The 21380-nt window shown below is 58.3% G+C and carries 19 protein-coding genes; 5 read left to right on the top strand and 14 right to left on the bottom strand.

Annotation, left to right across the window (positions count from 1 at the left end; translation table 11 throughout):
• Positions 1-39: 39 nt before the first annotated feature.
• A complete protein-coding gene (rocF, locus tag TG4357_RS06495; protein ID WP_058262051.1) occupies positions 40-969 on the top strand; it encodes an arginase in 930 nt (309 codons plus the stop codon).
• On the top strand, positions 966-2009 hold the full coding sequence (gene ocd / locus TG4357_RS06500) for an ornithine cyclodeaminase (RefSeq protein ID WP_058262052.1): 1044 nt from the start codon (positions 966-968) through the stop codon (positions 2007-2009). Before rocF ends, ocd begins: the two co-directional genes overlap by 4 nt.
• Here ocd and TG4357_RS06505 read toward each other — a convergent pair.
• On the bottom strand, positions 1993-2655 hold the full coding sequence (locus tag TG4357_RS06505; protein ID WP_058262053.1) for a glycosyltransferase family 29 protein: 663 nt from the start codon (positions 2653-2655) through the stop codon (positions 1993-1995). The two genes, ocd and TG4357_RS06505, sit on opposite strands and share 17 nt — an antisense overlap.
• 127 nt (positions 2656-2782) lie before the next feature.
• Positions 2783-6190: an indolepyruvate ferredoxin oxidoreductase family protein gene (locus TG4357_RS06510; protein ID WP_058262054.1), complete on the bottom strand. Its 3408-nt coding sequence runs from the start codon at positions 6188-6190 to the stop codon at positions 2783-2785.
• A gap of 126 nt (positions 6191-6316) precedes the next feature.
• Here TG4357_RS06510 and TG4357_RS06515 point away from each other — a divergent pair, with 126 nt between their 5' ends.
• The gene (locus TG4357_RS06515; RefSeq protein WP_058262055.1) at positions 6317-6781 is read left to right on the top strand and encodes an Lrp/AsnC family transcriptional regulator; all 465 of its coding nucleotides are present in this window, start codon (positions 6317-6319) and stop codon (positions 6779-6781) included.
• A 16-nt stretch (positions 6782-6797) separates the two neighbouring features.
• On the opposite strand, the gene TG4357_RS19460 is transcribed toward TG4357_RS06515, so the two are convergent.
• The 3 genes from TG4357_RS19460 to amaB are packed head-to-tail and all read right to left on the bottom strand — an operon-like array spanning position 6798 to position 9779.
• Positions 6798-6953, bottom strand: a complete 156-nt coding sequence (locus TG4357_RS19460; RefSeq protein WP_158509057.1) for a hypothetical protein — start codon at positions 6951-6953, stop codon at positions 6798-6800.
• Positions 6954-7000: 47 nt separating this feature from the next.
• The gene (locus TG4357_RS06520; protein WP_306345481.1) at positions 7001-8287 is read right to left on the bottom strand and encodes an NAD(P)/FAD-dependent oxidoreductase; all 1287 of its coding nucleotides are present in this window, start codon (positions 8285-8287) and stop codon (positions 7001-7003) included.
• Positions 8277-9779 carry an L-piperidine-6-carboxylate dehydrogenase gene (amaB, locus tag TG4357_RS06525; protein ID WP_058262056.1) on the bottom strand — a complete coding sequence of 501 codons (1503 nt, stop codon included), beginning with the start codon at positions 9777-9779 and terminating at the stop codon, positions 8277-8279. The genes TG4357_RS06520 and amaB overlap by 11 nt, the downstream gene beginning before the upstream one ends.
• A gap of 319 nt (positions 9780-10098) precedes the next feature.
• On the opposite strand from amaB, the gene TG4357_RS06530 reads away from it, so the two are divergent.
• On the top strand, positions 10099-10980 hold the full coding sequence (locus TG4357_RS06530) for a LysR family transcriptional regulator (protein ID WP_058262057.1): 882 nt from the start codon (positions 10099-10101) through the stop codon (positions 10978-10980).
• 20 nt (positions 10981-11000) lie between these two features.
• Here the strand turns inward: TG4357_RS06530 and TG4357_RS06535 are convergent, their stop codons facing one another.
• The 7 genes from TG4357_RS06535 to cydD all read right to left on the bottom strand — a co-directional run bounded on the left by TG4357_RS06535 (position 11001) and on the right by cydD (position 19299).
• On the bottom strand, positions 11001-11357 hold the full coding sequence (locus tag TG4357_RS06535) for a DUF5368 domain-containing protein (RefSeq protein WP_058262058.1): 357 nt from the start codon (positions 11355-11357) through the stop codon (positions 11001-11003).
• A gap of 13 nt (positions 11358-11370) precedes the next feature.
• On the bottom strand, positions 11371-12690 hold the full coding sequence (locus TG4357_RS06540; protein ID WP_058262059.1) for an FAD-dependent oxidoreductase: 1320 nt from the start codon (positions 12688-12690) through the stop codon (positions 11371-11373).
• A 242-nt stretch (positions 12691-12932) separates the two neighbouring features.
• Complete coding sequence (gene cydX, locus TG4357_RS06545; protein ID WP_058262060.1) at positions 12933-13070, bottom strand: cytochrome bd-I oxidase subunit CydX; 138 nt, start codon at positions 13068-13070, stop codon at positions 12933-12935.
• Positions 13071-13081: 11 nt separating this feature from the next.
• A complete protein-coding gene (gene cydB, locus TG4357_RS06550) occupies positions 13082-14245 on the bottom strand; it encodes a cytochrome d ubiquinol oxidase subunit II (protein WP_058262061.1) in 1164 nt (387 codons plus the stop codon).
• A gap of 5 nt (positions 14246-14250) precedes the next feature.
• Positions 14251-15858: a cytochrome ubiquinol oxidase subunit I gene (locus TG4357_RS06555; RefSeq protein WP_058262062.1), complete on the bottom strand. Its 1608-nt coding sequence runs from the start codon at positions 15856-15858 to the stop codon at positions 14251-14253.
• Positions 15859-15988: 130 nt separating this feature from the next.
• The gene (gene cydC / locus TG4357_RS06560) at positions 15989-17638 is read right to left on the bottom strand and encodes a thiol reductant ABC exporter subunit CydC (protein WP_233487438.1); all 1650 of its coding nucleotides are present in this window, start codon (positions 17636-17638) and stop codon (positions 15989-15991) included.
• Between the two features lie 8 nt (positions 17639-17646).
• The gene (gene cydD, locus TG4357_RS06565; protein WP_058262064.1) at positions 17647-19299 is read right to left on the bottom strand and encodes a thiol reductant ABC exporter subunit CydD; all 1653 of its coding nucleotides are present in this window, start codon (positions 19297-19299) and stop codon (positions 17647-17649) included.
• Positions 19300-19421: 122 nt separating this feature from the next.
• On the opposite strand from cydD, the gene TG4357_RS06570 reads away from it, so the two are divergent.
• Positions 19422-19919, top strand: a complete 498-nt coding sequence (locus TG4357_RS06570; RefSeq protein ID WP_058262065.1) for an RrF2 family transcriptional regulator — start codon at positions 19422-19424, stop codon at positions 19917-19919.
• A 33-nt stretch (positions 19920-19952) separates the two neighbouring features.
• Here the strand turns inward: TG4357_RS06570 and TG4357_RS06575 are convergent, their stop codons facing one another.
• Together TG4357_RS06575 and TG4357_RS06580 are read right to left on the bottom strand one after the other, a co-directional pair.
• Positions 19953-20636 carry a 3-oxoacid CoA-transferase subunit B gene (locus TG4357_RS06575; RefSeq protein ID WP_058262066.1) on the bottom strand — a complete coding sequence of 228 codons (684 nt, stop codon included), beginning with the start codon at positions 20634-20636 and terminating at the stop codon, positions 19953-19955.
• Positions 20633-21340, bottom strand: a complete 708-nt coding sequence (locus tag TG4357_RS06580; protein ID WP_058262067.1) for a 3-oxoacid CoA-transferase subunit A — start codon at positions 21338-21340, stop codon at positions 20633-20635. The genes TG4357_RS06575 and TG4357_RS06580 overlap by 4 nt, the downstream gene beginning before the upstream one ends.
• Positions 21341-21380 lie beyond the last annotated feature (40 nt).

A 21380-nucleotide genomic window follows, 5' to 3' on the forward strand; every position in this document is an offset into this window, starting at 1 on the left:
TCAGCAAACTTGCGGAAACTGTCAATTACAGGATCTTCAATGACCCACTGTTGCCACCTGATAGGCGCCCCAGTTCAAACCGGCGCATCGCAACCCGGATGCCTGATGGGCCCGGCAGCATTTCGTACCGCTGGCCTGCCTGAAACCCTGCGCCAACTGGGCTGGGACGTGGTCGACCGGGGCAATGTTACCCTGCCCGAAACCGCCGCTATCGACCATGCCAATGGCGCGGTGCATAATCTGGCCGAAATGGTCGGCTGGACCCGGGTTTTGTCACAGGCGGCCTATGACGTGATGACCGCCAGCGACATGCCGATTTTCATGGGTGGCGATCATTCGATGGCGGCGGGCACTGTCAGTGGCGTTTCGCGCTATGCCGCCGAGCAGAATCGCCCGCTTTTCGTGCTTTGGCTGGACGCCCATCCCGATCTGCATACGCTCGACAGCACCGGCAGTGGCAACCTGCATGGCACCCCGGTTGCCTATTTCACCGGTCAATCTGGATTTGACATGTTCCCCCCATTGGCCGCACCGGTCGATCCGGGCAATATCTGCATGATGGGAATTCGATCGGTCGATCCGGCCGAACATGCCCGGATCAAAGAACTCGGCATCACCGTGCATGATATGCGCACCCTTGACGAACGCGGCGTGGCGGCACCGCTGTCCGAATTTCTGGCCCGGGTGGCCGCAGCCAACGGCCTGTTACACGTCAGTCTGGATGTCGATTTCCTCGACCCTGCCATCGCGCCTGCCGTGGGTACCACCGTGCCCGGCGGTGCCACCTTCCGCGAAGCGCATCTGATCATGGAAATGCTGCATGACAGCGGTTTGGTCGGATCGCTCGATTTGGTGGAACTGAATCCTTTCCTCGATGAACGCGGCCGCACGGCGCTGCTGATGACCGATCTGACGGCCAGCCTGTTCGGTCGGCGCGTTCTGGACCGTATGACCCGGAGTTTCGCATGACCCAACCATCGCAAAAGGCACTTGTCCCCTTCGTTTCCGTCGCCAACATGATGGCGCTGGTCAATGCCACCGGCATCGAACCGATGTTGCGCGATCTGGCGGGCTATATCGAGGCCGATTTCAAACGCTGGCCTGAATTTGACAAAACCCCTCGGGTGGCGTCGCATTCTTCCGATGGGGTGATCGAACTGATGCCGACGGCGGATGCCGACAATTACGGCTTCAAATACGTCAACGGCCATCCGAAGAACATGAAAGAGGGCTATCAGACCGTCACCGCCTTTGGCGTTTTGTCGAGCGTGGCCAATGGTTATCCGATCCTATTGACCGAAATGACGGTGCTGACCGCTTTGCGCACCGCCGCAACCTCGGCTCTCGTTGGTAAATACCTCGCCCCCAAAGGGGCGCGGGTGATGGCGATGATCGGCAATGGCGCGCAATGCGAATTTCAGGCGATGGCGTTCAAGGCGATCTGTGGCATCGACACCGTGCGACTGTACGATGTCGACTCCAAGGCCACCGAAAAGGCCGTGCGCAATCTGACGGATAGCGGGCTGACGGTCATAGCCTGCAAGTCTGGCGAAGACGCCATCGAAGGTGCGCAGATCATCACCACCTGCACCGCAGACAAACAGTATGCCACCATCCTGACCGATAACATGATCGGAACGGGGGTGCATATCAACGCCATCGGCGGCGACTGTCCGGGCAAAACTGAACTGCACCGCGATATCCTGCTGCGGTCGGACATTTTCGTGGAATATCCGCCCCAGACCCGGATTGAAGGCGAAATTCAGCAACTAGACCCCGACCACCCGGTCACCGAGCTGTGGCAGGTGATGCGCGGCGAAGCACAAGGCCGCAGCGATCCGCGCCAGATCACGCTGTTCGACAGTGTCGGTTTTGCGATCGAGGATTTCAGCGCCCTGCGATTTGTCCATAACAGGATACAGAACACCGCGTTTTTCGATCAGCTGGACATGCTGGCCGACCCGGATGACCCGCGCGATCTGTTCGGGATGGTCAGGCGCGCGGCTTGATGATCTTCAGCCGCTTGTCTGCCTGCGCCATTTCCATGATCAGGCCGCGTTCAGCGTCGAAATCATGCGGGACGTCCTTTGCCGCGCGGTGACCCGACAGCGACAGGCTACTGAAAAAATCAAACCCGTGCATCCGGATCTGCGTGAACGGCAGGGCGCACAGCGTCGCCGCCGCGATCATGCCCGTGGATGGGCGCGCATCCAGAACCACGATCAAGTCGGCCGAGATCGAAACCGGTGTCAGCACGAAGCCGGGGCATTTGGCCAATCCGTAATCCAACCGCTTGCGTTTACTGCTGGCCCAGAACACACGGGCAGGATCAAGATCGCGTAGCACCTCACGCGGCAACCGGACCGAAGTAAACAACCAATCGGTCCGAGCCCCGTGGCTGATCGTCACCCGCCCCGGGGCGGTGTTCAACCGCACCACGATGTCGGCGGCGTCGATCTGTGCGCCCTGTTCGGTATTGGCCAGTGAGCGGGCATTACCAACCAGTGCCACGGTTTTCCCCTTAGCCTCATCGGCCAGAGCATCGAACGGTAAGGAAAAAGCCGCCAAAACGGCTTCATCGCCGGTTCTTTTAGCCAGTTGAAAACGCATCCAACCGGGGGTCGGTGTGATGATATCAGTCAGATTTTTGGACATGGGATCGTGGAACGCCTGTCGGTGGCCGAACGGATTTCGGGGCAAAGTCCACAGACTTTGCCCGATCTGGTCCCCGAGGGAAAGCCACCATCAACAAAAGCGGCGCTCTCTTTCTACCTTCTGACGCTCAGAACAGTCCGATCTGCGCCACTTTGCGCTGCACCTCTTGCGCGGATTGTTCGCGCACCGGACCATAGCCCCGGATATCCATCGGCGCGGCCAGAACCTCGTTCAGCCGATGCCGCGTATCTTCGGAATAGACCCCGGGTGTGCGGTCCAGAACCGTTTCGAACCAGTTCAGCAAATCGCGATCCAACCGCCGGTCATGACTGCGCCCGAAAGGATCGAATGCGGTGCCGCGCAGACGTTTCATTCGGGCCAGCGTTTTCAAGGCGGGCTTCAACCACGGGCCAAACTGGCGTTTCACCGGACGCCCCCGCGCGTCCTGGGCACTGGGCAGCAAGGGTGGCGCAAAGTGATAGGCGACTTTGTAATCACCTTCGAATTCCCGATCCAGTTGCGCATCGAAGTCCGGCAAGGTCATAAGGCGGGCCACTTCGTATTCATCCTTAAAGGCCATCAACTTGAACAGTGATCGCGCCGCCTGCTCTACCAGATCATCCGGCAAATGTGCGCGCAGCGCCTCGATCCGCGCCGTGTACCGCGCCGCATATCCGGCATCCTGATAGTCGCGCAGGAAATCGGCACGCCGCGCGATTAGCGCCGCTAAGCCCTCTGCAACCTCTTCGTCCTGCTGCATCAACTGCGTCAGCAATGCCGGTTGCGCGGCGTAGATCCGCCCCAGATCAAAGGCCATCGCATTCTTTTCCACCGCAACACCGTTCAGCAATATTGCTTGTTTCATGGCCAATTCCGACACCGGCACCAAGCCCTGCTGCCAAGCTGCCCCCAACAGGATGATATTGGCGAAAACACTGTCTCCCATCAGCTGTTCCGACATCTGGTTGGCATCCATCGCCAAGACGTTTTCCGATCCAACCGTCGCACGCAGCAACGCGTCGCGCTCATCGACCTTCAACTGCGCATCGCGGTGCAACACCAAGTCGCCAGTGGGCATTTCCGCCAGATTAAGAACCGCGCGGGTGCCGTGGCGATAATGCACCGATGCCTTGGGTGAAGATGCCACCACAGCATCGCAGCCGATCAGCGCATCGGCCGATCCTTCTTCGATCCGCACCTGATGGATCGTGTCCGGTGTCGCCCCAAGACGGACATAGCCGATCACGGTGCCGAATTTCTGAGCAAAGCCCGTGAAATCCAGAACGCTTGCACCTTTGCCTTCGATATGCGCGGCCATGGTGATCAATGCGCCGACCGTCACCACCCCGGTGCCGCCAACCCCCGCAACCAACAGATCGAAGGGCGTACCGAGGTCAGGCAAAGTCGGCTGCGGCAAATCCCGCAAATGATCGGCAATATTCAGATCGACAGGTTTGCGCTTGCGCCTTTCAGCCCCTTCGAGAGTGACGAAGCTGGGACAGAACCCGTTCAGACAGGAAAAATCCTTGTTACAGCTCGACAGGTTGATTTTACGTTTGCGGCCAAATTCGGTTTCCTTCGGTTCCACGCTCAGGCAGTTGCTTTCAACCGAACAATCGCCGCAGCCTTCGCAAACCAGATCGTTGATGAAGGCAAAGCGTTTTGGGTCCGCCATCGTGCCGCGCTTGCGGCGGCGGCGCTTTTCGGTGGCGCAAGTCTGTTCATAGATCAGGACACTCGTGCCTTTGATGTCGCGCAGTTCGCGTTGCAAACGGTCCATGTCTTCGCGTGGATGGAAGGTGGTGCCGGGTGGAAAATCGGCATGGTCGAACTTGCCGATATCGTCCGAAGCCAGCGCGATCCGTTCAACCCCTTCGGCACGGCAGGTCTGGGCAATGCCCTGTACCGAAACCGGACCATCGACCGGCTGCCCGCCGGTCATTGCGACCGCATCGTTATACAGGATCTTGTAAGTGATATTGGTTCCCGCCGCGACCGCCTGCCGGATCGCCAGAGAACCGGAATGATACCATGTGCCTTCACCGAGGTTCTGGAAGATATGCCCATTGCCAGTGAATTTCGACGCCGCCACCCAAGGCACACCTTCACCGCCCATCTGGGCATATCCGACCGTGTTGCGATCCATCCAACTGGCCATCACATGACACCCGATACCAGAGGCGGCGATGCTGCCTTCGGGCACCTTGGTTGATGTATTATGCGGGCAGCCAGAACAGAAATAAGGTGTGCGCACCGCGCCCGGCACCTGCAACAGCGGCGGCTTGACCTCGGTCAGTGCGCGGGCCCTTTCGACGAATCCTTCTTCCGGGAAAAACCGGTCCAACCGTTCGGCGACGATCCCGACCAGTTTCAGCGGGCTCAATTCGCCGGTCCAGGGGATCAGCGGGTCGCCCGCCGCGCGGTGTTTACCCACCATCTTTTCCGGCTTGTCACCGGGCCAGTCATAGAAATATTCCTTGAACTGACTTTCGATGATGCCGCGCTTTTCCTCGACGACCAGAACTTCTTTCTTGCCGCGTACAAAAGCCAAGGCATCGCGCCGCGCCAGTGGCCAGACCATGCCGACCTTGTAAATATCGATACCCAACACGCGGCATTTGTCTTCGTCTATGTCCAGCAACCGCAGCGCCTCCATCAGGTCGAGATGCGCCTTGCCCGCCGTCACGATCCCGAATTTCGCATCTGGGATGTCATAGATATGCCGGTCGATCGGATTGGCTTCGACAAAGGCTTCGACCGCTGCCAACTTATGGGCCAGCCGGGTTTCGATTTCCGGGCTGGGCAAATCTGCGGTGCGCACATGCAATCCACCCGGCGGGGCGGTAAATTCGGGCTGCACGAAGGCGCGGTCGGGCTGCAATTCGACCGACTGCCCGCTTTCCACGGTTTCGGAAATCGCCTTGAACCCGACCCAAGTGCCGGAAAACCGCGACAGAGCATAGCCGTATTCGCCGAAGGCCAGGTATTCCGCGACCGAGGCCGGGGCCAATGTCGGCATGAACCACGCCATGAAGGCGACATCGGATTGATGCGGCATCGAAGACGATACGCAGCCGTGATCATCACCCGCCACGACCAACACACCACCCTTGGGCGCCGACCCATAGGCATTGCCGTGCTTCAACGCGTCGCCGGACCGGTCCACACCCGGCCCTTTGCCATACCACATGGAAAAAACGCCATCGACATCACAGGAAGGATTAAGCGATGCCTGTTGCGCCCCCAGAACCGCGGTGGCACCCAGATCTTCGTTCACTGCGGGCAGGAATTCGATCCGATCCTGTTTCAGCTTGTCCCGGCTTCGCCACATTTCCAGATCCAGCCCACCCAACGGCGATCCGCGATAGCCGGACACAAACCCGGCTGTGTCGTGCCCCGCATCGCGGTCCCGTCGCGCCTGGTCGAACAGCACCCGGACCAATGCCTGTGTGCCGGTCAGGAACACCCGCCCGGTATCGCGGTCATAGCGGTCGGACAGCTGATAGGTGTCGAATTTATGGATCGATTGGGTCATGGCAGGAACCTCCTGCCGGGAAATTATCCGACTCAACATGAAAATTTCGGCCAAAATACTGGTTCTATTCAAGCAACTTTGGTAAATATTTTCAATTATCAGCCATTTTCGAATGAAACACCCAACATGACAGACGACACCGATCAAAAGATTCTGCAGCTGTTGAAACAGGACAGTCGCATTTCCAATGCCGATCTGGCCGAACAGGTGGGATTATCCAGCTCGTCTTGCTGGCGACGGGTCCGGGCGCTGGAAGACAGCGGCGCGATCCGCAATTACAGCGTGGTGCTGGATGATGAAAAGATCGGCCTGGGTTTTCAGGTTCTGGTGCACGTTCAGTTGACACGCCATGATCCCGAACAATTGCAGGACTTCATCAGCGCCGTTGGCCGCAAGCAAGAAGTGCGCGATTGTTATGCAACAACCGGACAATCTGATTATCACCTGTTCGTCTGTTGCAGCGATCTGAATGCCTATAACCGGTTTTTGGAAAATTTCCTGTTCCGCCTGCCCGCCGTCGCCAGCGCCCAAAGCAATGTGGTCCTCAGGGCGGTGAAGCATCAGGACAAGGTGGTGAAACCCAAGCGTTAGCATCGTCAGTCGTCCGTTAGTCCAGGATGCCGATGTGATTGATCAAGCGCTCGCCGAACACCAAGGCAGTTTTGACTGGGTTTTCATTCAGGATTGGGCGCACGCTTTCGCTCTTTGATCCAAGATGCAGCAGCACAAACGGTGCCAGATCAGGCGTCGAGATCGGCCGCATCGTTGTAAGCTCCGACCTGACCCCGGCAGAGTTTGTGCTGACAGGTGTTATCGCCCGCCAAAACGTGCCTGAACAGCATGCGCCATAGTCGCGCCAAATTCGTAATAGGCCCCCTTGGCTGCAGTCAGGTTTTCCCTGTGCCGCGCCACCACCGGTGCCGGAAACAGATCGGGCGCGTCGTGCAGGATCGCTTGCGCCGCCAACGTGCCAAACACGGTGCCCGGCGCAATGCCGCGCCCGGAATACCCAAAGATCGAATAGGCCGAAGGGCCAAGCGAAAGCACCTTCATGATATGATCCCCAGTCATCGCGATACGTCCGCTCCAACTCTGTTCGAAGGGCAAATCTGCCAATTCCGGATAAAGCCTGCGCAGTTTGCGACGGGCCCATTGGGCATGGATGCCCCCGCTCGGGCCGTTGCTGTCCCCCATCCCGCCAACGATCAACCGACCTGCCGCATCGCGTCGGAGCGAAAACATCACCAACGCGGTATCCCAGCACCCTTCTTGCCCAGGCAGCACATGAGCAAGCACATCCTGCGGCAAGGGTGCCGTTGCGAATTGGCTAAAATTAACCGGTGCGCAGCGCGGCGTTTTCATTCCCGTGCCCGCTGCCGGATAGGCGTTGGTTGCCACCAACAACCCTGCGGCCCGAATCGTCCGACCCCGCGCAGTAACGACCCAAGCTTCACCTTCGCGCACCACGCTTTGCGCCGGGCTGCCTTCGTACAAGCGCGCACCGGCGGCTTGCGCAGCGCGCGCCAACCCGTGACAATAGGCCAAAGGCTGCACCGTGCCCGCGACGGGGTGAAACAATGCCCCGTGAAAGGCCGCAGACCCGATGCGTTTGCGGGTTTCCTCGGCATCCAGAAGCTCCACATCCATGCCAAACGCGCTTGCCTGCCGATACCGATCCCGCAGGTCATGCATCCCGCGTGGGGCATGAGCCAGATGCAGCGTGCCCTTGTGCGTCGCTTCGCAGGATATACCTTCACGTGCGATGATGTCGAACACCCGACCCGGCGCTTCCGCTAGCGCCGTGATCAGCCGCCGCCCGGCGCTGTCCCCCATCTGGGCCACGATTGTTTCGGGCGGCAACCACAGTCCGGCATTCACCAGCCCCACATTGCGGCCCGATCCGCCAAACCCAATGGTTTGTGCCTCAAGCAACACTACCGACGCGCCCAGGCGCGCGGCTTCCAACGCTGCCGCGCATCCGGTAAATCCGCCTCCGACAATGACCAGATCAGCGCTGATGTCTTCATTCAGAATATCAGCCTCGATCCGGTGGGTCAGGCTGGCCCCCCAAAGCCCGCTTTCTGTTTCAGATATCAAATTTGATTCCTTGTGCCAGCGGCAGTTCGCGCGAATAGTTGATCGTATTGGTTTGTCGACGCATATAGCCTTTCCACGCATCTGACCCACTTTCACGACCACCGCCAGTGTCTTTTTCACCGCCGAACGCGCCGCCGATTTCGGCCCCTGACGGGCCGATATTGACGTTGGCGATACCGCAATCGGACCCCGCTGCGGACAGGAATTCTTCGGTTTCACGCAGATCGGTTGAAAAAATGCAGGACGAAAGACCCTGCGGCACCGCGTTTTGCATCCCGATCGCTTCTGCCAGATCCCGGTATTTCACCACATAAAGGATCGGCGCAAAGGTTTCGTGGTGCATGATCGCGGTCTGCGCGGGCATTTCGACAATGGCAGGATGAACATAAGCCGCATCGCCATGGGTTTCGGTCAGTGCCTTGGCCCCACCATGAACCACTCCGCCCTCGGCTTTGGCTTTATCAAGCGATGTCGTCATCGCCGCGCTTGCGTCCTGATCGATCAGCGGACCGACCAATGTGCCCGCGGCCAATGGATCGCCAATCGGCAACCCCTCATAGGCTTTGATCAGACGCGGGATAAGCGCGTCATAGATATCTTCATGTACGATCAACCGACGCAGCGAGGTGCAACGCTGACCGGCGGTGCCCACGGCCGAAAACACAATCGCGCACAATGCCATTTCCAGATCGGCCGACGGCGCGACGATCATCGCATTGTTGCCCCCCAATTCCAGAATGGTGCGGCCAAGGCGTTTGGACATATCCGCCGCGACGGCGCGCCCCATCGGCACAGACCCCGTCGCTGAAATGATCGCGACCTTGGGATTTGCGGTCAGCGTTTCGCCCAGATCACGTTCCCCGATCAGAACCTGTGTCAGACCATCGGGCGCATCACCGCCGAATGCTTTGCTCACCCGGTCGCAAATCCTTTGCACCGCCAGTGCGGTCAGCGGTGTTTTTTCCGAAGGTTTCCAGATCACCGGATCGCCGCAAACCAAGGCCAGAGCCGCGTTCCAACACCAAGGCGCGACCGGAAAGTTAAACGCGGTGATCACGCCGCAAACCCCCATCGGGTGCCAGGTTTCGCGCATCGCATGGCCGGGCCGTTCCGACGCGATGGTCAGGCCATAAAGCTGCCGAGACAGACCGACGGCGAAATCGCAGATGTCGATCATCTCCTGCACTTCGCCCAGACCTTCTTGCAGGATCTTGCCGCATTCCAGCGTCACAAGCGCGCCCAACGCGTCCTTTTCGCGGCGCAGCTCTTCCCCCAGCAGGCGGACAAATTCACCCCGGCGCGGCGCAGGCACTTTGCGCCAAGCCAGAAAAGCATCATGCGCCTTGGTGATCGCGGCGTTTGCTTCGGCGCGATTATGGGGTTTCAGACGCGCGATTTCAGACCCGTCAACCGGGGTAAAAACAGCAAGCGGCCCGTCGGCGAGGTCAGCTTCAGTCAAGCCGGATGCGGCAATAATATCTGCATGAGTCATGATATTTCCTTACATTACGAAAGCGCGCTGATCTGTTCGCCCCATGGACAAAAGCCACGGGTGGTTTTTCTGGTGCTGTTTGAAAGAAGACTTGTCCGTAAGCCCGCGCCAAACAACAAGGAGTAGCGCCATCGTGGCACCCAAGGTCGCGTTGAAAAGTATCCGAAATTTCCGCCTCAGAAATGAGATGAGATTTGCTAGATTCTAACGCAACATTCATAGGATGCCACCGTGCCACAATTTCATCAACCGTCAGGCTAGCCCTTCAATTGACCTTTGAGAAACGATAAAATCTTCCAAACACTGGAGAATAACTCACATGATTGCGCCACGCCGCTTCCTGCCTTCAATCAATTCTCTATTAGCCCTGGAAGCGGTTGATCGTCTTGGCACCGCCACTGCCGCCGCGCAGGAACTGGCGCTGACCCATTCAGCGGTCAGTCGGCAATTAAAAGTGCTGGAAGAACAAATCGGTGTGTCGATGTTTGTCCGCGACGGCAAAGTCCTGCGACTGACGCCCGCAGGTGAAGCCTATGCTTATTCGGTCCGCAATCTGCTGCAGAATCTCGCGCGGGCCAGCCTGAAACTCAAAGCAACAGGCGGGCGCCGCAGTCTCAATATCGCGATTCTTCCAGCTTTTGGCATGCATTGGCTAACCCCAAGGCTACGCGCGTTTACAAAGCTGTATCCCGACATCCAGATCAATCAAAGCACCCGGTTGACCCAGCTGGATTTCGAACGGGAAAATTTCGATGCCGCGCTACATTTCGGAACTGAAGACTGGATCGGAGTGAATTACCTGCCCCTGGCCAGTGAACGGGTAATTGCGGTCTGCGCACCCGATTTCACAGACCACCTGCCTTTGCCACCCGAACGCCTACGGGATCTGCCGTTGCTGCATCTCGACAGTCGGCCAGGTGCATGGGAAGCGTGGTTCGCCAGCCACGGGTTTGAAGCGGATCAATTACGCGGCATGTTGTTTGATCAGTTCACCACTCTGGCCGAAGCCGCCGCGTTGGGATTTGGCGTGGCACTTCTGCCCGAATTCCTGGCCAGAACCGAACTGTCCCGCGGACGGCTGGTCCCGGCCAGTTCGGGCTATATCGATGTCGAGGGCACCTATTATCTGGTCTGGCCCAAATCCAGTGACACCAGCGATGCCCTGACAAAGCTGATTGATTGGATACAACAATCGCTTTGAAGGGTCGCTGACGCGGATACTCAGCTTTCTTCAGTGTTCGGTCGGAACAAGGACTGAGCGGTATAAACCAGCACCGCAAACCCGACCGCGCCAGCCACAGCAATCCCAAGCAGGACGATCACATCAACCGGCCCGCCAATATTACCAAGTTTGGAATGGGTCATGAAAAGCACGAACCACACCGCCGCAATCGCCCCAATGGGCATCGACAACTGCGCCAGAAGGAATTTACCCCAACTGACATTACGGTCCCGGATCAGCACATAGAGATAGGCCAACGTGATCACCGCCGCGACGATGACCATGGCCCAGAATAGGCCGCGCCCGAAGATTTCTTCGAATACGGCAAGCATTGTATTGACTGTCAGGTCTTTCATTTGGATTCCCTCCTCAGGCGCGACCGCGCAACATGGCGTTATAGGTGGCTTTCAGCGCGACTTCCTTCATCAGCCAACTGATCCACAATTCTTCGAGCGGGGCGATAATGCCGGGGAAAGATGGTGTCAGATTGTTGTTGTAATCGAATTCGATCAGCATTGCGCGACCAACCCGGGTGATCATCGGGCAAGAGGTATAGCCGTTATAGGTTTCGGTCGGCGCAGTGCCCGCGATGGCCGAAACAATACCATCCTCCACGACGGGGACCTGCCATTTCACGCTGGCTGCGGTTTTACCCTTGGGCACGCCCGCCACATCGCCCAATGCCCAGATCGTGTCATAGCGCAGATGCTGCAACGTGGCCTTGTCGCATTCAACCCAACCCTGATCGGTCCACTTGTCGGCCCAGGACAGGCCCGATTGGCGGATGACGTCAGGCGCGCGCTGCGGCGGGATGACGTGGATATAGTCGTAGTCCCGTTCAACATCGCCGTCGGGCGTTGCGAAAGTCGCGGTTTTCTTGCCCGGTTCCATGGCCTTCAACACATGGCTGTAGTCGGGCGTTATCCCGCGATCCCCGAACAGCATCCGGACCTTTTCGGAAACGATCGGCACCCCGAATAGGCTTTGGTTATTGGACATGTAGTGAATGTCCATTTTGGATCGTGTGCCCGCGCTGCGCCCGATATCTTCAAGCAGAAAGGCATGTTTGAGCGGCGCACCAGCGCATTTCATTTCCGTCGCGGGACGGGTGAACAAACCTACACCGCCGGTTTCGGTAAAGGCCTGTGCAGCTTGCCAAGTGGCCGCAGCATATTGCGGCCCGGCATAAAGCGCACCGATCCCGTTCGTGCCGACCAGATCCAGCGAAAATCCTTCGATCGCGTCATGATCCAACGTCAGACCGGGGGCCAGCACCAAGAAATCATACCCAAGGGTTTGACCGCCCGACGTCGAAACCGTGCGGGCTTCGGCATCGATGGCCGCTGCCGCTTCCTGGATCAACGTCACACCCTCGGGCAACCAATCGGTCGTGTTGGAAAGAACGTAATCCGCAGGTTTCAAACCCGCCGCGACCAATGTCAGCCCGGGTTGATAAAGATGCTCTTTGCGCGGGTCGATTAGCGTGATTTCGGCACCGTTCAGGCGCTTGACCAAACGGTTGGCCAAGGCGGTGCCGCCGGCACCTGCCCCTATGATGACGATACGGGCCTTTGTGGCAACCTGCGCCTGCGCGGATTGCGCTGATGCCGTCGCGGCAAGCGCCGCACCGCCGGCCGCGAGGGTCAGAAAGCTCCGCCGCGTCGCGGTTTTGGCTAAAATATGTTTCATGGTTTTTCCTCTCCCACAAAATGAATGCCGGATTTGAACGCACGATCGCAGAATCGGTCGCACAACTTGCAGGGTTTGATCTCAGAATTGCGCCTCAGCTTGGCGCTATCGCCCGGTATCGCCGCAAATCCGAATACTGCGGTCGCGACGTATTAAATCGATCGGCCCCCGATGAGCCGCCCTGTGTGGGCGATAATCGGGAGCCGTCGGAACAGGGGGCGGGACGCTGCCCCCCCGTTGTCTCAGTGTTCGTGCTCACCCACCGGGCAATCCCCTTCGTCTGCGAAACAGGCATCCGCGCGAAGTTCCAGCCACATGGCGTTCAACACGGCGAAAAGGGCGGCCAATGACAGGCCAAGCATCCAGGCAAAATACCACATTTCTTGTCTCCTCAGTAAACCGTATCGTTGTTTTCAGTGACGTCCGCCTCGGTAACCTTACCCCAGAGAACTTTGTAAACCCACGAGGTGTAAGCCAAGATCAGAGGCATGAAGATCAGCGTGACGACCAGCATGATGAACAGTGTCTGGTGTGAGCTCGACGCGTCCCAGACGGTCAGCGAACTATTCGGGTCCACGGTCGAAGGCAGAATGAACGGGAACATTGTCAACCCGACCGAAGCGATGATCCCGGTAATGCCCAGCTTGGACCACAACAAGGTTGACACCTCGCGCCCCGCTTGCAATCCGCGAACCGCCATGGCCGTTCCGACAAACCCCATCACTGGGGCAATCGTGATCCAAGGACGATCAGCATAGCTGGACAACCAGCTTCCGCCGCGCGAAACTTCGCTATAAAGCGGGTTGGACGGTCCGTTCACGGCGACTTCGCTCACAATGGCAAAACCATCGATACCCAGAGCCAACCAAACCCCAGCCAAAGCATAGCCAGCCATCGCGACCAGCCCGGCCTTGATCCCGATACTACGCGCACGCGCCACTACCGGGCCTTCGGTTTTAAGGTTCAACCAAGCTGCACCATGCATCAACAACATCGACAGCGATACCAGCCCAGCCAACAGGGCGAAGGGGTGCAACAGACCGAAAAACTTGCTGGCGAAATTGCCGTCATACATCGGCATCAGGTCTTCGGTCAGATGGAACGGTACACCCAACAACACATTGCCCACAGCCACGCCGAACAACAGCGCCGGAACCGCGCCACTGGTAAAAAGTGCCCAGTCCCATGCAGTGCGCCAACCCGCCCCGTCCCGCTTGGACCGGTAAGTGAAGGCCACCGGGCGGACGATAAGGGCCGCCAAGATAACGAACATCGCTAGATAGAAGCCCGAAAAGCTGACCGCGTAAAGCGGCGGCCAAGCGGCGAAGATGGCCCCACCGCCCAAGATGAACCAGACTTGGTTACCTTCCCAGACCGGTCCGATCGTGTTCAGGACGACGCGACGCTCTACATCGGTTCGGCCCACGAAGGGAAGCAGTGCCCCCACCCCCATATCGAAACCATCGGTCAGGGCGAAGCCGATCAGAAGCACGCCTAACAGGCCCCACCAGATCACGCGCAATATGTCGAAGTCGATCAATTCATACAGGATCATGTCATTTACTCCGCAGGCGTTTTGATTTCGGAAGAGGTAGAATTTTGCAGCCGCGCTTCATGTCGCTGTTGCCATTGGTCTGTCTCGGCGACGTCCTGATACGGACCTTTGCGGATGTATTTCACCATCAGCCCCATCTCGATCACGAACAGGACCGAATAGAAAGTGACGAAGCCCGCCAGCGTGATCACCAGATCGGCAATCGACAGGTGCGAGGCGGAAAGAGCCGTCGGCAACACCCCGTCCACGGTCCAGGGTTGCCGGCCAAACTCTGCCACGAACCAACCCAATTCGGCTGCGATCCACGGCGTGGGAATAATTGCCACCGCCGCATAAAGCGACCAGCGCGGAAACTGCATCTGATAAAAAGAGGCGCGGATAAAGAAGAAGATCATCACCCCGATAAACGAGAAGCCAAGCGCAACCATCAGACGGAATGCCCAGAAAAGCGACGCAACGCCGGGAATGGTATCATCCGCAGCCTGTGCGATCTGGTCATCGGTCGCGTCACGCGGGTCATCGACATAAGGCTTGAGCAGCATGGCAAAGCCCAAGTTTTCAGAATGCGCTTCGAAACGGTCGCGCACCTCTTGCGATACGTTTTCCCGGTCTGCCCGGATGGTCATCAACGCGTCATAAGCAATCAAACCATCCTTGATCTTGACCTCGGCCTCCGCGACCAGATCGTTGATCCCGGGAATTTCCTTGGTCAAACTACGAGTCCCGATCAACCCCATGGCCCACGGGATTTCAATGGCGTAATGGGTTTCGCGTGCTTCCTTATCCGGAAAACCGATCGCAGTGAACGGGGCCGGCGCGTCGTGGGTTTCCCACATCGCTTCAATCGCGGCCAACTTCATTTTCTGAGTGTGGCTCGCCGAATAACCGGATTCATCGCCCAACACGACTACTGACATCGCCGACGCCAACCCGAAGGCAGACGCGACCGCGATCGAACGGCGTGCCAGGTCCTTGTGGCGGCCCTGAAGCAGGTAAAGCGCGGCAACACCCAGAACAAAGATGCTTGCCGTGACATAACCTGCTGACACGGTATGCACGAATTTCGCCTGCGCGACCTCGTTGAAAACCACTTCGAAGAAAGAGGTCATTTCCATCCGCATCGTATCAGGGTTGAATTCGGCTCCGACCGGGTTCTGCATCCAGCCGTTGGCGATCAGAATCCACAGCGCGGAAAAATTCGACCCGATGGCAACCAGCCAGGTCACCACCATATGCTGCACCCTTGTCAGCTTGTCCCACCCGAAGAAAAACAACCCTACGAAGGTCGCTTCGAGGAAGAAGGCCATAAGCCCTTCAATAGCCAGAGGCGCACCGAAGATGTCGCCGACGTAATGGCTGTAATAACTCCAGTTCATGCCGAACTGGAATTCCATCGTGATGCCAGTCGCAACACCGAGAACAAAATTGATCCCGAACAACGTGCCCCAAAACTTGGTCATCTGCCGCCAGATTGGGCGGCCCGTCATGACATAGACTGTTTCCATGATCGCGACGAGCACCGAAAGACCAAGCGTCAGCGGCACGAAGAGAAAGTGATACATCGCCGTCATCGCAAACTGGAGGCGCGATAATTCAACTAGTCCGATCTCCATGGGAGAGCTCCTTGATATGCAATTTAATCCGCATCTTTGATGCAAATTATAGCTTCTTATAATCACAAATCCAGATACGTATTTGATCTGAATCAAAACTTATATTTTTAGTGCACATTAAACGCGCACCTCATTCTATGAGGCGTTCGACGGCCACGACACGATCTGCTGCCGCAATCTCTACCGATCGGTGCGCAGCTAATAGAAACGCGGTTTGCGGCAAAGCCTTGCGCAAACCCGCCATGACTGAAGCCGCAGTCGCAGTATCCAATCCTTCCGTCGGTTCGTCCAGCAACAAAATGGATGGCTTTCTCAACACCGCACGGGCCAGCGACAACCGTCGCGATTCGCCGCCCGACAACCCATCACCGCGAAACCCCAACCGCGCCTCCAACCCACCTTTTTGTTGGACAACCTGATCCAGTGACACAGCGTTTAGCGCCTGCCATAGCATGGCGTCGGTTGCCAGAGGTGCCGCCAAACGCAGGTTTTCCGCGACAGTTCCGGCAATCAGCGCATGACGTTGCGGCACCAGCGTAACCCTTTCTTGCAACGTATCATCGCTCTGACCGTCGATCGACACGCCGCCCAACGTCACCGCCCCGGAAGACGGTGAAAGGCACCCCGCCGCCATCAGCAATATCGTGCTTTTGCCGCTGCCGCTGGCCCCGGTCAAAGCCACCGTTTCGCCCGGGGCGACAGAAAAGCTTAGTGTCGTGAAAACCGGCTGCTGACCTAGGCCCCGACGATACTGCACCCGATCGAACCGCAACTCGGCTGATCCTCCCAACATCGGCATAGGATTGGCGGCAAGTGGTGAATCCTCTGCAATCGATGGCGCAACCCGCCTGGCCGCCTGTATCATGCGGCCTGTTTCTGTCAGGGCGCGCTGCACCGGTGCAACCGCTTCAGCCAAGGCAAGCGCCACAAAAACACCAATCGCGGCTTGGGCCGGAGAAATGGCTTGGCCATGCGCAAGCGTCAACCCAAGCCCAAGCGTTGCCGCTGTCACCGCCGACCCAACCAGGTCGAGCGAAAACCCCGCGCGACGTTCGACCCGGTCAAGCCGGTTTCGCGCCGTCCGATGCCGGTCCTGCGCAATGCCAACATGGTCACGGGTTTTGCTGAGCTGACCGTAAACGGTCAGATCTTCGCGCGCTGCAATCAAATCGATCAGGCGGGTCCGCAAAGCCTGCATCGCGGCTTCGGCCAGACGGGCAGGTTTGTCGGCATAGCGCAGCCCAACGAAAAATACCGCAAGCGGCCCGAACACATACCCCAACACCACCACGGCTGCGATTCCCGGGCTGACCAGAACCCATAGCGCCAATCCCGCCAGAAGGATCGCGCTCATCCCCGCAAGGCCGGGTAAAACCAATCGCAGGGCCAGCCCGTCCAGCGCGTCGATATCCGCCATAACACGATTGAGAAACGTGTTTGCCCGCAGACGTTCAATTGACCGGAAGGGCAATTGCAAGGTTCCTTGCAGCAGCCGGATACGCAGTCCTGACAGCGCCCGCAGCGTTGCATCGTGGCTGGCCAGCCGTTCGCCATAACGGGTCACCGTCCGGCCCAGAGCAAGCAAGCGCACCATGGCCGAGGGACGAAACACGTCAAAAACCGCCCCTGCCCCTGCCAGCCCGGCCGCTGCCGCCGCTGTAATGAACCATCCCGACAGCCCCAACAGCGCAGCACCCATCAGCAACACCAGCACGGACAAGAAAAGTCCGCGCAGGAACGAACGCCTCTCGGCACGCCACATCAACAGCGCTATGTTCATCAACGGCTTCATGGGTCTACCCTTTCCCGATCCGGGGCAATTTCGACCACGTGATCCATCCGTTCGATCAGGCGTGGATCATGAGTGGCCACAATCAACGTACCGCCCTCGGCGGCGTAATCCATCAGACCTGTGATCACCTTTTCGGCCGTGTCCGCATCAAGATCGGCGGTCGGTTCATCTGCCAACAGAACATCCGGCGCCGACTGCAGCGCCCGCGCCAATGTAACCCGCCGGGCTTCGCCACCGGATAGTCCCGCACCGCGATCCCCCAGCAGGGTCAGATCCCCTTTGGGCAACGCCGCGATGACGCCGTTGATACGCGCTCGCATCAGCGTCCCGTCCGTCACCGGTTGCCCGAAACCGATATTGTAGCGCAGCGACTGGCTGAGGAAATGGGGGGCCTGCGGCATCCAGCCCAGCCGCGCGCGCCATCCATCCGCGTTGGCATCGCTCAGCACTTCATCCCCGATCAGAACTTGCCCCTGTTCGGGCCGTGCCAACCCCGCCAGAAGGCGCAAAAGCGATGTCTTGCCAGCACCACTTTTCCCGATGAGCGCGGTGCGCGTCCCCGCCTTTATATCAATATCCGGGTAAATCAGGCGCTGATTTGCCTGACGCAACACCACCCCGCGCAACCCGATCGCAACGGGTCCGGCCCAAGTCGTTGCCGCACCACCATCCCCGATCAATTGCGGACGAGCATCATTGCGCCATGTCTGCATTTCATCCAGCACAGCCTCACCGGCCGCCTTGTCATGCCAAGCGGCGGCCAAATCACGCAACGGCTGAAAATAGTCCGGGGCCAGCAGCAACAGGAATATACCGGCAAACGGATCAAGCCCCTGTCCCCACGTGCCCCAGCCAATTTGCCCCAGCAGCGAAAACCCGACCCAAACTGCGATCATCGCCACACCCAGAGCCGAAAAAAGCTCCAATACTGTTGAAGATAAAAAGGCAATACGCAGCACCGCCATGGTGCGTTCGCGCAACGATTCAGATGCGTGTTCGAAACTTTGCACCACCGGTCCACCGGCACCGATCAAACGCAAATCGTAAAGCGCAGCCAGCCGGTCGACCAATAAATCGCTCAACGCACCAATTTCGACCATCTGACGTTCACTGGCATCCTTTGCCGCCCAGCCGACCAGCGCCATGAAAAGAGGGATCAGCGGGCCCGCCATCAGCAAAACCACCGCACAGGCCCAACTGTACCAAAGCGTGATCAACAAGATGACCACCGGCAACACGGACACCCGCATCCGCGCCGGACGATAGCGCATCAGGTAGGGTCGCAATGCCTCCAGCTTTTCGCCTGCCAGCGCGGCAAGAGCTCCAGGGCCGCCGATGACCGAAGCCCCCGTCGCTGTCGCTTCGCGTTCAACCAATTCACTGCGCAATCGGGTTAGGGTAAATTCGGCGTCTTCTGAAAGTTTGCGCTGCGAAAGCGCAAGAAGGCCCGCGCGCAAAATCGCCAAAACGAAGAAAGCGGCGGCGACCAGAAAAGGAGACGCCTCGCGCCCTTGCAATAGTCCCGCAAGTGCATTGGCGATCAAGGCCGCCTGCAACGGCCAGATCAGCGCCGCCGCCAGCGAAAGCACCGATCCCAGAGACCGCAGCGGGGCCTCGAAATCTTCATCTGCTGAAACGGATTGCGCCATATCGTCCAGTATCCTGTATTTTGCACACGTATTTATCGGGTCATAGGTAATTCCGACTTGATCTACATCAACGAAAACTTGCATTTGTGATACAATATTAAGTGAGACTGGAGGGGGCTGAAATGCGACTGACAACGAGAACAAATCTAGCGGCAAGAGTTTTGATGTTCTGCGCAACTAACCCGGACCGGACGGTACGAACATCCGATATCGCCGAATATTGCAACAGTTCGCCCAACCATGTGGCCCATGTGGTGCAACAATTACAGTCCAAAAACTTCATCGAAACACTGCGCGGCAGATCTGGGGGCTTGCGCTTGGCTAGGTCGCCAAAATCAATTTCAATCGGGGCTGTGTTTCGCCTGTTCGAAACCGGTATCCCTTTCGCGGAATGCTTCGATCAAACAACGAACACCTGCCCGTTGACCAAAAGCTGTAGGCTGCGCGGCTTCATCCAGCGGGCGCTGGATGCCTTTTATCATGAACTCGACATGGTCACACTTGATGATCTGGTGCGCGGCAATTGCGGATTGCAGGAACTGCTGGCGATGAGTGAACGGCTGACGGCGGATTGTAAAACCGGTGCAAACCCCGATCGCCCCCTTGCCAGTTCCGCCTGACCGCCGGCTATGGCAAGCAATGCGCCAGCCTGATTAAAGTGCAGGCGCGATAAGATCCGCGACGGGGCCTTCGTGATACAATTGCGCACCGGTGACGGCCTGCAAATCCTGCACCGAAATTTCGGGCAGTTTTTCCCGCAGCACAAAACGACCCGCGTCGATATCCACCACCGCCAACGAGGTATAGACTCGCGTCACGCAGCCCACACCGGTCAGCGGCAGGCTGCAGCGCTCGACCAGCTTGGGCGCACCCTTTCTGGTGACATGATCGGTCAACACCGCAACCCGCTTGGCCCCATGGACCAGATCCATCGCCCCGCCCACTGCCGGAATACCATCCTTGCCGGTCGACCAATTCGCCAGATCCCCGGACTGTGCGACCTCATAGGCCCCGAGAATCGCCACATCCAGATGCCTTCCACGGACCATGGCAAAGCTGTCGGCATGGTGAAAAATTGCCGATCCGGGACGGATCGTAACCGCCTTCTTGCCTGCGTTGATGCAATCCCAGTCTTCTTCGCCTGCGGCCGGAGCAGGGCCGAAATCCAACAAACCGTTTTCGCTGTGGAATATCGCCTGTCGTCCCTCGGGCTGAAACTGCGCCACCATTTCGGGGAAGCCGATACCAAGATTGACATAAGCGCCATCGGTGATGTCCTGTGCCGCCCGCCAAGCGATTTGCGCGTTGGACAGTTTGATCCGTGCAATATTGGTCATGGGTAAACGGCCTCCGCCCGGTTGAGCACTTCTTCCTGCTGCGGCGTGGCCACTTCGACCACATGATCCACAAAAATCCCCGGCGTGATCACCTGTTCGGGGTCGATGCCGCCCAGATCGACGATTTCGGTCACCTGTGCGATGGTGGTCTTGGAGGCCATGGCCATGATCGGGTTGAAATTTCGCGCTGTCATCCGATAGGTCAGGTTGCCGTGCGGATCGGCGGCTTCCGCCTTGATCAGCGCGAAATCGGCCTTGAGCCAGCGTTCCTGCACATACATCCGCCCGTCGAATTCCGCGACCGGTTTGCCTTTGGCCAGATCGGTGCCATAGCTGGTCGGTGTATAGAAGGCGGGGATACCTGCCCCTCCCGCGCGAATACGCTCGGCCAAAGTCCCCTGCGGCACCAGTTCCAACAGGATCGTACCGGCGCGATACCGTTCGGTGAAAACTTCGGAACTGGGTCCGCGCGGGAAAGAACAGATCAGTTTGTCCACCTGCCCCTGTTCGATCAGCGCGGCAAGGCCAACATGGCCATTGCCGGCATTGTTATTCACCACCGTCAAGCCCTTGGCCCCGTGATCAATCAACGCATGGATCAGTTCGATTGGTGCGCCCGATCCGCCAAAACCGCCGATCATCACCGTGGCGCCGTCCGGAATACCCGACACGGCTTCAGTGACCGATGCCAATCTCTTGTCCATGACATACCCTCCATATTCACCGCACAGGCAGCGCGGTTCT

The sequence above is a fragment of the Thalassovita gelatinovora genome, from assembly GCF_001458355.1.
Lineage (GTDB): Bacteria > Pseudomonadota > Alphaproteobacteria > Rhodobacterales > Rhodobacteraceae > Thalassobius > Thalassobius gelatinovorus.